This window comes from Actinomycetota bacterium (genome assembly GCA_005774595.1).
Lineage (GTDB): Bacteria > Actinomycetota > Coriobacteriia > Anaerosomatales > D1FN1-002 > D1FN1-002.
On sequence record VAUM01000018.1, the window covers coordinates 1 to 13863 of the forward strand.

At 68.9% G+C, this 13863-nt stretch carries 12 protein-coding genes; 1 reads left to right on the top strand and 11 read right to left on the bottom strand.

Annotated elements, in window-relative coordinates:
* Positions 1-384 precede the first annotated feature (384 nt).
* From FDZ70_01655 to FDZ70_01665, 3 genes are read right to left on the bottom strand one after another with little or no spacing between them, the layout of a single operon-like run.
* On the bottom strand, positions 385-3696 hold the full coding sequence (locus FDZ70_01655) for a hypothetical protein (GenBank protein TLM80203.1): 3312 nt from the start codon (positions 3694-3696) through the stop codon (positions 385-387).
* Between the two features lie 57 nt (positions 3697-3753).
* The gene (locus FDZ70_01660; protein TLM80204.1) at positions 3754-4314 is read right to left on the bottom strand and encodes a hypothetical protein; all 561 of its coding nucleotides are present in this window, start codon (positions 4312-4314) and stop codon (positions 3754-3756) included.
* Positions 4311-5180 carry a hypothetical protein gene (locus tag FDZ70_01665; protein ID TLM80205.1) on the bottom strand — a complete coding sequence of 290 codons (870 nt, stop codon included), beginning with the start codon at positions 5178-5180 and terminating at the stop codon, positions 4311-4313. The genes FDZ70_01660 and FDZ70_01665 overlap by 4 nt, the downstream gene beginning before the upstream one ends.
* Here FDZ70_01665 and FDZ70_01670 point away from each other — a divergent pair.
* Complete coding sequence (locus tag FDZ70_01670) at positions 5172-5459, top strand: hypothetical protein (GenBank protein TLM80206.1); 288 nt, start codon at positions 5172-5174, stop codon at positions 5457-5459. The genes FDZ70_01665 and FDZ70_01670 overlap by 9 nt on opposite strands.
* Before the next feature lie 16 nt (positions 5460-5475).
* Here the strand turns inward: FDZ70_01670 and FDZ70_01675 are convergent, their stop codons facing one another.
* From FDZ70_01675 to FDZ70_01710, 8 genes are all read right to left on the bottom strand, one after another.
* The gene (locus tag FDZ70_01675) at positions 5476-6795 is read right to left on the bottom strand and encodes an HD-GYP domain-containing protein (GenBank protein ID TLM80207.1); all 1320 of its coding nucleotides are present in this window, start codon (positions 6793-6795) and stop codon (positions 5476-5478) included.
* A gap of 253 nt (positions 6796-7048) precedes the next feature.
* Positions 7049-7714 carry a hypothetical protein gene (locus tag FDZ70_01680; protein ID TLM80208.1) on the bottom strand — a complete coding sequence of 222 codons (666 nt, stop codon included), beginning with the start codon at positions 7712-7714 and terminating at the stop codon, positions 7049-7051.
* A gap of 221 nt (positions 7715-7935) precedes the next feature.
* On the bottom strand, positions 7936-8556 hold the full coding sequence (raiA, locus tag FDZ70_01685; GenBank protein ID TLM80209.1) for a ribosome-associated translation inhibitor RaiA: 621 nt from the start codon (positions 8554-8556) through the stop codon (positions 7936-7938).
* Positions 8557-8684: 128 nt separating this feature from the next.
* Positions 8685-9419: an amino acid ABC transporter ATP-binding protein gene (locus FDZ70_01690; GenBank protein ID TLM80210.1), complete on the bottom strand. Its 735-nt coding sequence runs from the start codon at positions 9417-9419 to the stop codon at positions 8685-8687.
* Entirely contained in the window at positions 9416-10798 is a 1383-nt protein-coding gene (locus FDZ70_01695) for an ABC transporter permease subunit (protein ID TLM80211.1), read from the bottom strand. Before FDZ70_01695 ends, FDZ70_01690 begins: the two co-directional genes overlap by 4 nt.
* Positions 10799-10846: 48 nt before the next feature.
* A complete protein-coding gene (locus FDZ70_01700; protein TLM80212.1) occupies positions 10847-11638 on the bottom strand; it encodes a basic amino acid ABC transporter substrate-binding protein in 792 nt (263 codons plus the stop codon).
* A 147-nt stretch (positions 11639-11785) separates the two neighbouring features.
* Complete coding sequence (locus FDZ70_01705; protein ID TLM80213.1) at positions 11786-12667, bottom strand: amino acid ABC transporter substrate-binding protein; 882 nt, start codon at positions 12665-12667, stop codon at positions 11786-11788.
* A gap of 341 nt (positions 12668-13008) precedes the next feature.
* Positions 13009-13824: an MBL fold metallo-hydrolase gene (locus tag FDZ70_01710; protein ID TLM80214.1), complete on the bottom strand. Its 816-nt coding sequence runs from the start codon at positions 13822-13824 to the stop codon at positions 13009-13011.
* Between the last annotated feature and the right edge of the window lie 39 nt (positions 13825-13863).

Here is a 13863-nt window from a genome sequence, read left to right on the forward strand (position 1 = left end):
TCGTGCGACGGGACATCTTGGACGCGGGCGCACCCTGCGGCGCGGTGTCGGTCATGCGGTGTACCTCCCAGCGGCGAGCATGGGCAGCGGGACGTGAAGGGGCGGTGGCCCGCTTGCGCCGTGCCACCGCCCCGTGCGCTCCGGATGTCGGCCTCTCGGGTCCGGCCGGCGGCACCGTTGACCGGTTCGGCCTCGGTGCCCCTCAGGAGTCTCCCTCTCCTCACCTATCGAACCGCGGTCGCCGCTCGTCCGCTTCGGTCCCTCGACGGGAGACCCGATCGACCTTCCGGGTCGCTGCTTCGCCTCTTTCGGCTCGGCAAGGTCATCCTATCGAGCGCGTCTTAACGGATTCCCACCGGAATCCAAACGCGCGGAAGACGCTGGTCACGAGAGCAGCGGAGCATCGTCCTCCATGGCGAGCACCTGCTCGTAGAGCTTCACGGTCTCCCGGGAGGGGTCCAGCCCGAGGTCCTCGACAAGCTTGCTGCGGCATGCGAAGTACGTCTCGATGGCGGCGCTGCGCTGCCCGGTCGCGATCTGGTGACGGAGCGCCGACTGGTACAGGTCCTCGCGCCACGGGTCCTGAGCGAGGCCGGCCCGCGCGAACCGCAGCGCGCGCGCGGGGTCATCGAGCTTCTCCGCGAGCGCGGACGCCTCTGCCATCGCGGCGCCGAACTGGTGGCGGTAGTCGTCCCGGACGGCCGTGAACCAGTCGTCGTAGAGATCGCCGGGCAGCAGTTCGCCTCGGTAGATGTCAGCGAGGCGCTCGTAGCACTCGAACGCAGCGGCGTTGACGCCGTCATCGACCGCGTGGCGCGCCGCGAGCAGTACCTCGTCGAACTCGTCGAGGTCGGTCCGCACCGCCTCGGGCTTCACGCGGCAGATCCCGCTCGCGTTCTCGAACCACGGGAACGCGACGCCGCGGGTCGAACCGGGCACGAGCGCCGCCTTCATCGCGCTCCACGTGACGTAGAAGTTGTTGCGCGCGCGGCCTTCGGGCAGATCGGGCCAGAGGCGCTCGTACACGACCTCGCGCGCGACATCCCGGCCGCGGCGCACCACGAGCATCGCGAAGAGCAGCCGCGCCTTGCGCTTGCACCACGCCTTCTCGGAGACGACGCCGGTCGGGGTAGTGACCTCGAGCCCTCCGAGGAGACGGACACGAAGGTGGTCGGCGGCGGGGAGCGCACCGGCGGCCGCCCCGGGCGCCGTCGTCGGCGCGGCCGGCAGCGCGCGCGCATCGAATCGCGCGCGACGCGCGAGCGTCGAAAGCTGCTCCGGCGTGAGGAACTCCCGCGCAAGCGGCATCGAGAGCGCGAGGTGCTCCGGGCGCAGGAGGCGCAGCATGCGGATGGGGACACGCTCGGAGCCGAGCGCGGCTGCGATGGCGCCGAGGAGGCTCGGGAAGGTCCGGATGTACATCGAGGCGGCCCAGTTTGCGTTGCCGGACAGCAGGTAGTCGGCGCTCGCGAGCGCATGCGCCACGGCCGCGGCATGGTCGCCCTCGATGCGGGCGATCTCCGCGAGGACGAGGTCGGCGATGAGCGCGACGTGCGAGGCGCCGTGCTCGCGCGCCCAGCGCCCGGCGGAGACGACGTGGCGAGCCGCGTCGACGTCGCCCATCGCGAGAAGGGCCGCGCGCATGAGGGCGGAGGCACGCTCTGCGAGCACGGGAATGCCGAGCTCGACGGCCTGCTCGAAGGACTCTTCCGCGTGGGCCAGCGCCGAATCGTGGTCACCCACAGCCATCTGGAGCACCGTTGTGCACATCTGGTTGTCGCATACGCTCGCGCGGTCGCCAAGCCGCGCGCACTCATCGAGTGACCTTGCCGCGAGAGCCAGCGCCTCTTGAGACTTGCCTTCGTCGAACAGCAGCACCGCCTCGGCACTCCAGAATGTCGGTGATGGTGTTTGCCCGCAATCGCGCCGGCACTGCTCGGCGATTGCCTCGTACACTCGTCTCGACTCGTTCATCCGCCCCACCTCCATGAGGCATGTCGCGAGGTTGCCGCGCAGGTACTCACGAGTGCTTGCGGACGTCGGAACGGACGAGAGTGCGCTCTTGAGAACCCGTATCGCCGATGCGAAATCGCCAGTGCCCGCCACCAGACTGAATGCCACTAGGTTGGCGAATCTCGCACCGATCTCCGAAGTGGCGCACTGCGATACCGCCAGCTGCTGCCTCGCGTCACGCACGCGCTGCGCTGCAGTTTCGGGATTTCCGACCAACGCAGCAGCGACTGCACCGACCCCCAAGGTCAGCGCCCAAGTGTTCACCTGAAGTCCAGATTCTCCGCTCGCGAACAACCTCTCCAGCAACGCGGCCGCCTCGCCAAAGTGACCGCGATTGACCTGCATCCTCGCGCAGAGCAGGAGCGCCTCATCCGCGGTCTGCACATCGCCCTCTTCCGCGGCGAGGCGATGTGCCGCCATCGCCTTCCTCAGCGTCGACTCCAGTTGCTGCTTCTCCTCGTCCACTTGCGCAGCCACGAGAAGCACGCGCGTTTGCATCGCTTCAGACGGACCGAGGATGTCGAGGACCGAGGCAACTGTTGCACCGTGTCCCTCCGCTATCAGCCGTGATCCATGGGCAGCGACGAATGCAGCGATGGGTGCTGTCGATTCCCGCTTCGTCATGAGCTCCAGCGCTCGCGCATGACGCCCTCGCATCACCAGGCGACTGACGACCTGCTCGTCGAAGGCGCGAGTGATGCGTGCCTCGCGGACGTATGCCCGGGACGCGTACACCTCTTGAGCTAGGTCATGGACGGAGAATGTGCCGCCGACGTGCGCAGGCTCGACGTGCAGCAGCGGCACGCGCTCGCCCACGCTCGCTAGCACGTGTCTGGATTCATGGCCGACCATCTCGGCCACATCTGCACACAGCCCGCTCCCCATCAGCGCGGCAACGTGGAGCGCCTCTCGCTCCAGTGCATCCATGCCCTGCGTGCCGAGTCGAATGAGCAGCAGACGCACGTCGTCGCAGTTCGGAATGGTCGGCGAGCCGCGCCAGTCATGCTGGTGAGTGTGCCGAGCAACGACTGCGAGTAGCGCGGGTTGCCCGCCCGTCGCGCTCACCAGTGGTTCGATGACCCCGGAGGGTGGTGCCTCGCAGTCGAGCGCCACGAGCAGGGCTGCTGCTTCTCTGACCCCGAAACGCAGGTCAGCAGGTCCGAGCCGACAGCACGACGCAGCCGCGGAATCGTCTCCCATCATCCTGGACGTGACGACCAACAGCACCCGCTCTGGCGCTGGGCGGCGCAGCGCCGCAGCGAGTCGCTGCAGATCCGCACGACACGGAAGCGATGTGTCATCGACGACGACGCACAGTGAGCCCCTCCGCGCGCCTCGAACCGCGTTGCCGACCAGGGTGATCAGCTCGTCCTCGCTGCACGCTGAGGTCGCTGTTCCTTCACCCTGCAGTTCGACCACGTCAGCGCCCAGACGCCTCGCGACCACCGCGTACAGCGCCTTGGGGGTCGGCGGCAGTTCCGTCGCCGAAATCCAGATCGCCTCGTCGAACAGTTCGGTCGCAATCTGGGCGGCGAGCACGCTCTTCCCGTACCCGGAAGGCGCCGACAGTAGCAGCAGGTCGACCCCCAGCGACGACACCATCTTCAGCAGCCGGTCACGCCTGACGGTCGCGCCGAAGTTGGGAACTCCCGAGACTGAATCCGCCCGCTTGCGCGCGCTCACAAGCACCTCCCTGCCGGGAGAACTCCTGAGGGGTGGCAGGCCCGTCGAACAGTAGACCTACCGGTGCGCTGCTTCAAGATGTCCCCGTTCCCCCTGCCTCATCCCCCACGCGACCAGCACCGCCACTCCGGCACCCATCGCAAGGTCTCCGGGACTCAATACCGCGCGCAGCCCCGAGAGCGGCACCACGTCCCCGAGCCACCACAGCCGTGCGCCATCGGCCGGAACGTGGAACGCCGCGCCTGCGAGCTTGCTCAACGCCTCGCCGCCGCCACCCGCCCGTATCACCGCCTGCTCGGCCACCGGCATCCCGCCGTTCAGCACGATCACGACGGTGTTCGCCAGCAGCCCCGCTCCGAGCAGTACCGCACCTGGCACCCGCACATTCAGCCAGCAGAGCCACAGCACGACCGCCATCATCACGGCCCACACTATGAGCAGCGCATCGTGCCAGCGGGTCCCGGCATACTCGAACACCCGGGGGATGAGCGCGGTCGCAAGCACGATGGCTGCGAGCGGCCCCTCGCCGCGCAGCCGCAAGCCCACGAGGTTCCGCACCCGCCCACGGAGCAGCCAGCCGGCGAGCACGCCTGCGACGAGCGAGATCAGCAGGATCATGCGCTGAGCCTCGCGCCCGGAGCGAGCAACCGCCAGACGGCACGCTCGACCGGCTCCCGCTCGTTCGTTGACAGGATCGCGCCCATGGCGTCCTGCGAGTAGATGCGCACCGCAGCGGTCTCATGCTTGATGAGGTCATCCAAGTTGCTTGCGCGGCACACGATGTACGCGAGTAGACGGTCGCGCTCCGCCGCATCCTCGCTCCGGCCCGCGCCGTCGCACATCGCGAGCACAGGCAATACGTCGGCGAGGAACTTGACGTCCGCGAGCAGCTCGGATGGGCGCGTGCCCGGCACGACCTCCTCGCCCTCAGCCGTCCCGATGAGATCGACGTCGTGCAGCAGCGCCGCGTAGCCCAGCCGCTCAAGGTCACGTCCGTGCAACCCGAGCTCGATCCCGATCGCGCGTGCGAGCGCCGCCACCCGGTCGGCGTGACCCTGCCTGCGCGGATCGTGCGCCTCGACCGCGGCGGCAAGTGCGGCCATCGTCGCCTGGTATGCGCCCCGGATGTCGAGCAGCAGCGAGAAGGACTGCCGCATCACTATGAGCAGACCGGACATCAGCAGCAGTCCCCACGCGCCCATGTCCGGGAAGAGGATCGCGGTCAGGGCGGAGACGGACACGTAGGCGCCCCACATGAGACCCTGCAGCCGCAGGCCGCCGGCGAAGAGCCGCGCCATCGACTGGTGATGTCGTGAGGCGGTGTACGCCTGGAGGAGTACCGCGTCGGTCAGCACCGCGGCGCTGGCGGCAAGGATGTACGCGGCCGTGCTCGGGCCACGGATCGGCTCCCATGCCACTAGCCACGCATACGCGAGCCCAGCTACACCGAGGCCGATGATCCGCCGGCTCAGCAGGTGGAGCAACTGATCCGAACGGTCAAGGCGATGACGGAAGATGTGAGCTATGACCCGCGCGAGGCACGCCATGCCCATGGCGGGCACTGCGCCAATGATGAACACCGCTCCGATTGCGAGCGCCTGCGCGATGTCTGCGCTGTCGCCGTGCGGCAGCCACACGTCGAACACGCTCAGCAGGAGCAACGCGGCGCCGATGAACGCAACGTCGAGGATTGTGACTCGAACCGTCCCGGTCCCCGCCGCAAGCACGACCATCACCAACGCGCCTACGAGCTCGGCCGCTAGGAATGACCGCCCGAGCCTAGGCATCGTTGTCCACCACCGCTCCGCTCACAGCCGGCCTGCCAGCGACGGGCTGACGGAACGGCTCGTGGTCACCGACGAGCGGAAGGAAGAAGCCGACCAGCCGCGGATCGAACTGGCCGCCGGCGCCGAGCCTGAGCTCAGCGGTCGCCGCATTCACTTCAAGCGCAGCGCGGTACGGGCGCTCGGTCGTCATGGCATCGTACGAGTCCGCCACTGCCAAGATACGGGCCTCGAGCGGCACGGCATCCCCAATCAGCCCGGTCGAGTACCCGCCGCCATCGTAGCGTTCGTGATGCGCAAGCACTCCAGGCACGATGTCGGCGAGATACGGCACCTGCTCGAGGATCCTCGCGCCGATCTCGGGATGGTGGCGGATCTCCCGGACCTCCCAAGGATCGAGTTGTGCCGCCTTGCCCAAGATGCTCGAACGGATCCCGACCTTGCCTAGGTCGTGCAACAGCGCAGCGAACTCCAGTCGCTCGACCAGACGCTCCGGCATGCCTGCGGCACGACCGAGAGCGACCGCGTGCGTCGCGACTCGCTCCGAGTGTCCGCGCGTGTACGGGTCTTTGGCCTCGATGGCCGCAACGAGCGAGCGCACGGTGTCGAGATACGCGTCCCTGAGCCCGACATAGCGCTGGTAGAGCTGGCGAGCAACCATGAGCGGGAAGAGGAAGAGCGCTAGGGCCAGCGGCGTGAGCGCCAGCACCCTGGCGAGCGGCCATCCAAGCATCGCGAGCGCAGCCTGCGCGCCCAGAGTCCACGAGACGTTGCTCCTCCACACGCGTGCGAGAGGTACAGAGAGTAGCAACGACACGCCTACGGAAGACAGCGACACGTTGAGCAGGAGCGCCGTTGTCACCAGCACGATCAGGCGCGCTGCAGGAGTCGCAGTCCAACCGTGCACGCCTGCCTGCGCGGCTGGTGCGAGGCTTCCGAGCAGTTCGTACGCCCAGGAGGCGCAGCCAAGCGACGTGCTGAGCAGGCCAAGATTCGCCGCGAAGATCCACGGTGAACGCCGGCGCGCGATGTCCTGGTAGTTCAACGCGGATGATGCAGCGACCATTGCGGCACCGGTAGGTCCCAGCAGTATCGCGGCGGCGACCCACACCGGAAGCGAGATGGATGTGCTACCTCCGGCAGGCAACTCGACCGCGAGGGACTCGGATAGGACGGATACCATGCACAGCAGCACAAACACCCGCAAGTCACCGAGCGGCCTCGCAGCCCAAGAAGCCGCTGTGAGCACCGCGCCGAGCAGTACCACCGTCGCGGCAAACACGCGGAAGGGGCGGGGGGTGCCATCAGTCGTCATGGCACTCCTCCGCCCCCGTGAAATCGGCCAGTGCCTTGGGTCGCCCTAGATGCGGTAACCCGCGCCCGCGCTGAGCAGAACCGCGGCGAGCGAACCGAGCAGAAACACGATGCGCTTCATTGTGAGAAGACCCCCTGTCATGGTGCTTCAAGGTCTTCTCCCATCCCGCTAGCGACGGAAGAACGCTGTCCGCTCCGCTCGATCGATGGCTGACAGTGTCCGGTGTTGCGGGATTCAAGGCGCCGGCCCAAACCTATGACGTTTTCAAGAACGTGAGACGCCGGTTGATGGCGTCGAGGGTGGCTCGCACGATCGAGTCCTGCTCGCTCTGGCGCACGAGCGCCGAGCCACAGAACGCCTGCTCGCCGAGTTGCGACATCAACTGCACGCACGATACCGCCGCGCGCTCGCGCCCGAGCTTGACCATGTCGACGTCCTCGAGCGCGAAGCGGATCAGTCCGTGCGTGTACGCGACGATCGCTTCCAGCGTGGCCTCGGCGACGATGCGCATGCGCCCCGTCTGCGTGGCCGGTCCCGACGCGCTGCCTTCGTAGAGCTCCCCCTCCAGCTCGAGCACCACATTCGCCGACGCGATCAGGTCCTCGACGTTCTGCTGGATGGCGTGGATGCGGGCCCTCTGCCCCTCGGCAGGATGCACCTCCTCTTCGGGCAGAGAGGTGTCCGCGAGCAGCGCGATCGAGATCTTGCGATGGTCGAGCGGGATGCCGAACCGGGCCATCACGGCCGACTCGATGTCGCGCACGACCTGCTTGGGGGACTTGGTGGGCAGGGCCAGCACGTGCACCTCGGTGATCACGTGATCCGAGGAGGTGACGACGCGCGCGGCCTTGACCCCCGCGACCTCGCAGAGTGCCTCTTCTATGTCCATTACTGCGACTGGAGCTGCGTCTGGTTCCACGTCCGGCCCCTCTGCCGGGAAGTGTGACGCCCGTCACACTTTCGGTGAGTGTATGGAACGCGACGCGGGGGTGTCAATCTGGGCGTCTGAACCCTGAACGAGCCTGAAACGAACGGCGGCCGGAGCCTCCACAGCCCCGGCCGCCTCGCTTTCGCTTCCCCGCTCGCTTCGCGGGGCGTGCCGCTCAGCTGGTCTCCGCTCGCGCGGGCCTTCGCTGTCGACTACGCGTTCACCGGCTGCAGCAGGCCGTAGTCCCCGTCGCGGCGCCGGTAGAGCACGACCACGTCGCCGCTGGACTCGTCGGCGAACAGGAAGAAGTCGTGCCCCAGCAGCTCGAGCTGCAGGATGGCCTCCTCAGCGCTCATCGGGGCGACCTCGACCTTCTTCGTCTTCACGATGCCGGGCTCCGCGGCAGCCAGCTCGCCCGGCTCGGCGAGCGCCGGCATAGGCGCCTTGCTCCCCCGCCCGGCGTGCCGGTCGACGACCTTGCCTTTGAGCTTGCGCGCCTGGCGCTCGAGCTTGTCGGCGACCAGGTCGATCGCCGAGTGCATGTCGGACGCCGCCTCGCGCGCGCGGATGAAGTGGCCCTTCGTGCGCACGGTGACCTCGGCGACCGACCGGTTCTCGATCGCAGGGTTGCGCTCGGTGAACAGCTCGACCTCGATACCCATGATCATCGTGTCGAGCAGCTTGGTGACGCGCCCGATCTTGTCCTCGGCGTACTGGCGGATGGAAGGCGTGACGTCGAACCGGCGGCCCTTGACGACCATGTCCATCGCGGTCCTCCTCAGTCGGTTTCCGGTCACTTCAGAAGATACCCGAGTGGCGCGGCTGCGGTGCATGTCCGGCGACGAGCGCGCACGCGGTGAGCGCGGAAGGCGCACAACGGCCGCCGGGCGCGGATGCGGGACGGTCCTGCCTCGCCTGCGGGCCGTGACAACGCCTTCCGCGGTCAGCCTCCGCAGGACGACTACGTGATATGCCCGAGAAAGTCCTTCGTCCGCTCGTGCTGTGGCGAGTCGAAGACCGCCTCGGGAGGCCCCTGCTCCACGATGACGCCGCCGTCCATGAACACGACGCGGTCGGCGACGTCGCGCGCGAACCCCATCTCGTGGGTGACGACCATCATCGTCATCCCGGCGCCCGCGAGCTGCTTCATGACGTCGAGGACGCCACGCACGAGCTCCGGGTCGAGCGCCGAGGTCACCTCGTCGAAGAGCATCACGTGCGGGTCCATCGCGAGAGCGCGCGCGATTGCCACGCGCTGCTGCTGCCCGCCGGACAGCTGGGCCGGGTAGTAGTCGACGCGGTCGGCGAGCCCGACGCGCGTGAGCTGCTCGACGGCGACGCGCGCCGCCTCCTCCTTGGAGCGCTTGAGCACCTTGCGCTGGGCCAGCATCACGTTGCCGAGCGCGGTCAGATGCGGGAAGAGATTGAAGCTCTGGAACACCATGCCGATCTTCTCGCGCACCTGATTGATGTTCGTCTTCGGATCGTTCACGAGCGTGTCCTCGAACCAGATCTCGCCTCCGGTCGGCTCCTCGAGGCGGTTGACGCAGCGCAGCATCGTCGACTTGCCCGAGCCTGACGGCCCGAGGATGACGACGACCTCGCCGCGTTCGACCTCCAGGTCGACCTCGCGCAGGACCGCGTTGTCACCGAACGCCTTCTTCAGGCCCTTGATGCGGACGACCGGCTCACTCACCTGGACTCGTGCACCTCCGCCGACGCCTCGAACTCCGCGACCGGCCCCGCTGACGCGGGACGCCAGAACAGCCCCGCGCGCTTCTTGACGGAGGGCGGCGCGGCGCCGCCCTCGGCCTGCGCGAGCTTGGCCTCCAGCTTCCCGACCCAGTTGATGAGCGGGATCGTCACGATGAGGTAGTAGACCGCGGCCACCACGAACGGCGTGAGGTTACCGGTGTCGGTGGCGATGCTGTTGCTGTACAGCATCAGCTCGAAGATCCCGACCGCCGACAGCAGCGCGGTGTCCTTGAACAGCAGGATGAACTCCGAGGTCATCGTCGGCAGGACGCGCTTCACGGTCTGCGGCACGACCACATGCCGCATCGCCTGCCAGTACGTCATGCCGAGCGACGATGCGGCCTCGAACTGCCCGCGATGGATCGACTGGATGCCGGCGCGGAAGATCTCGGCGAGGTACGCCGAGCTGTTGAGCGCAAGCACGATGACGCCGGTGAGGAACAGCGGCGCCCGGATGCCTGCGATCGGCAGACCGACGAACGCGATGTAGATCTGCAGGAACAGCGGCGTGCCCCGGATGACGTTGATGTACAGGCCGGCGATCCAGCGCACGGGCGGGATCTTCGCCATGCGCGCGAACGCGAGTGCGAGGCCGCCGGCGATCGCGAGCGGGAACGCGAGGCCGACGAGCGCGATCGAGGTGAGCCAGCCGGTGAACAGGAGCGGGATCGCGAGTGCGACGATCTGCGGCTTCGTGAACAGCTTGAGCGCGTCGACGGAGTTCCAGGCGCGCACCCAGTCCTGGGTGTCGAGCCAGCGGCTGACGATCTGCGCGGTGGTGACCGTCTCGGTCTTGAACCCGAGCGGCGGGACCGTGCCCGGCATGCCGGCGGCGCGGTACGCGACCTGCAGCGCGTGGGTGCCGCCCTGTGACGGCAGCTTCACCTCGTGGACCTGGACGCGCAGGGTGGCTCCGGCGGCGACCGGCGGGTCGAACGCGAGTCGCACCATCTGCCCGTCGATGGTGTGCGTCATCGTCACCGGGACGCGGTTGAGCCCCTCGAGCATCACCGCGTCCGCCTTCGCGGCGCCTAGGTCGAACCCGCCCGGGAACGTCAGGTCGATCTCGTCGACCTCGGCGACGGTCCCTGCGATGAAGGTGAAGCGCGACTGGGCGCCGCCGCTGGTCTCCGAGAGTGTGACCTGGGTGCGCGAGAACGCCGAGCCGGCAGGAAGCGTCGCGGCGGCGGCGGGCGCGGCAAGCGCGCATGCGAGCGCGAGCGACAGCGCGACAGCCGCGGCGCGTGCCCCCCTCGCGATCCCCTGCCGTGTCACCGCGTGCGCCATGCGCTCCCTGTCTTGAGCAACGGGGGCCCCCATCCGCAGGACAGGGGCCCCAGCCCGTTCATTCGATCGTGCGGACCGCGCCTACGGCGTCGTCGAGAACCACTTGTCGTAGATCGTCTGGTACTCGCCGGACGCCATGAGGTCGGCCAGCGCCTTGTTGATGGCGGCCTGCAGCTCGGCGTTCTCGATCGCAACGGCGAAGCCGTACTGCTCGCCGGTCGGGATCTCCTCGACGACGGCGAACGCGCCGCCCTTCTCCTTGACGATCTGCGCCGTGACCGGCAGGTCGTTGACGACCGCGTCGACGTTCTTGGCCTCTAGGGCGGCGAACGCCTCGCTCGTCTTGGAGAACGGCACGATCTCGGCGCCAGCGGGCTTGAGGTTCTCGGTCGCCCACGCCTCACCGGTGGTGCCGGACTGCACGCCGACCTTCTTGCCCTTCAGGTCCTCGGGCTTGGTGTAGTCCTCGCCGGTGCGCATCGCCATCGACTGGTTGGAGTCGAAGTAGGGATCCGAGAACAGGATCTCCTTCTTGCGCTCCTCGTTGATGGTCAGCGACGAGGCCACGACGTCGAACTTCTTGGCATTGACCTCGGCGAGCAGGGTGTCGAACTTCTGCGGCGGCAGGTAGCTGACCTCGAGGCCCATCTGCTTGGCGATGGCCGTCATGAGGTCGACGTCGAAGCCCTCGGGCGTGGTGCCGTCGGCGCCGAGCTGCTCCATCGGCGGGAAGTCGAGGTCGGAGCCGACCGTGAGCTTGCCCTCCTCGACGAGCATGCCCTTCTTGGGCTTGCAGCCGGTCGCGGCGAGCACCGAGAGCGCCATCGCGACCACGAGCACGAGCAGGAACACCTTCCTGGCGTTGCGCATCATGCCTCCTAGCTGAGCGGGCCTTCACGGGATCGGGGCGAGCGCCGCCCCGGGTGGAGCCGTGCTACACGATACCGCAACAGGGAGCCGCCGGGAGAAGCGGTCGCGCCAGGTCGGTGGGCGGCGGAGGCGCGGGGCGCCGGCCGGGCGCTACGGCTCGGTACGCTCGACCTCGAGTTCGGGCAGCGGGGTCGACCACTTGCTGCGGAGCTGGTCGAGCACGCCGTCGGCGGCGAGTCCGTCGAGCGCCTCACGGACCGCCTCCTCGAGCCCGGTGGCGTCCTTGGCGACCGCGACGCCCAGCGGTTTGGCCGAGGCGGCCTGGCCCGCGTAGCGGACGTTCGGGAAGTCGCGGGCGATGTAGCTCGCGGTCAGGCCGTCGGCGACGACGACCGCGAGCTGGTGCTCCGAGAGCGCCTGCAGCGCCTCGCGCAGCGTCGGGAAGACGATGGCGACGCCGGGGCCGAGCTCGTCCTCGAGCAGCCAGTACGACGCGGTCTCGCTCTGCACGCCGACCGCGCGCTCGCCGAGGGCGTCGATCGACAGCGTCTCGACGGCCGCCGGGGCCACGGACGTGGCGGCCGAGGCCGTGCCGGGCGCCGACTCGTCCGCCGTGAAGAAGCACGGACCGTCGCTGACGTACGAACCGGCGAAGGTCACGTCCGCGAGCAGCGGCCCGTCGACCGGCAGCGCGGCGATGACGACGTCGACCGTGCCCGAGGTCAGCGCGGCGACGGCATCGGACGGCGTCACGGAGACGAGTTGCAGCGTGAGGCCGAGCCGCTCGGCGAGCGCCGCCGCGACGTCGACGTCGAGGCCGGCGTTGACCCCCTTGTCGGTCCCGCCGAACGGCGGGTAGCCGAGGTCGACGCCGGCGCGCAGCACGCCGGGCTGCCCGATCACGGGCGGGGCGACCTTCGGCGTGAGCTTGGCCTCGGGCTTGGGCGAGCACGCCGCGGCCGCGAGCAGCGCCACGGCGAGGATGGCTAGGCCGAGCATGACCGTGGTGCGGCTCGCGGTGGTGCGGCGCATCGTGCTCCCCTCTTCGGTGGCGCCATCAAGCGCCGTGGCCGTGCGTGCCCCCGCCCGGCTGACCTGGTCTTTGGCCCCACACTCGCGTACCGGGGCTTCCGCTTGATGTCATCTCACTACCGGCCCTCTCGCCCGCGCGAGGCGGACGGTACGACTTACCCCTAAGGCGCGCCATGCTCACGCGAGGGCTTGGCCCAAGCGTTTACGTGGGTCCTTTTGGCCGCGCCTACCTTGGACTGAGGCGGCTTGCGCCGCCCGCAACCACAGACCCGGACGGGAGCGCGACGAGTGTAGCACGCGAGGTGGACGGCCCCACTCGCGTCGGGCCCTGCACGGCCCTGCTAGCGCGGCCCCGCACCGCCGGCCTGCACGGCGAGCGGCCGTGCGCCCTGGGCGAGCGCGGCCACCGTCGCGGTCAGCCCGAGCGATCGGGCGGCGGCGGCGAGCGCGCGGCGCGCCAGCTCGGCCGTGTTGTTCTCGCTCGACAGGTGCAGCCCCACGACGTGCTCGGTCACGTCGGAGGCGACGGCCTCCAATGCGCGGGCGGCGTCCGGATTGGACAGGTGCCCGTGGTCCGACAGGATCCGGCTCTTCAGGAACGCCGGGTACCGACCTGTCCGAAGCATGTCGAGGTCGTGGTTGCACTCGATCCCGATGATCCGGCAGCCGGCCAGCGCCTCGGCACACTCGGACGTGAGCGTCCCCGTGTCGGTGGCGATCCCGACCCGCGTGCCGCCGGGGGCCTCGAGCACGAAGCAGAGCGGCTCGGCCGCGTCGTGAGAGACGCGCACCGGCAGCACGCTCGCTCCGTCCACTCGGAACGGCTCGCCCGCGCGCACGCGCACGAGCTCTGGGAGCGCGGTGCCGAGGCGATCCGAGCGGATGGTGCCGGCGCTCGCGTAGACCGGCACGCCGTGACGCCGCGCGAACACGTCGACGCCCCGCACGTGATCGATGTGCTCGTGGGTCACGAGCAGTGCCAGGACCGAGGAGGGCTCGATGCCCGCGTGCTGCAGCCTGCGCTCCGTGTCGGACGCCGAGAACCCGCAGTCGATCAGCACTGCACCACCGGGCCACGCGATGGCGGTGGCGTTGCCCGACGAGCCCGAGCCGAGGAAGACGACACGAACGGCCGGCGATGGCTGCTTGGCGCTCATGCGCCCATGGTACACGGCGCTGTGACAGCGGGCGCGAGG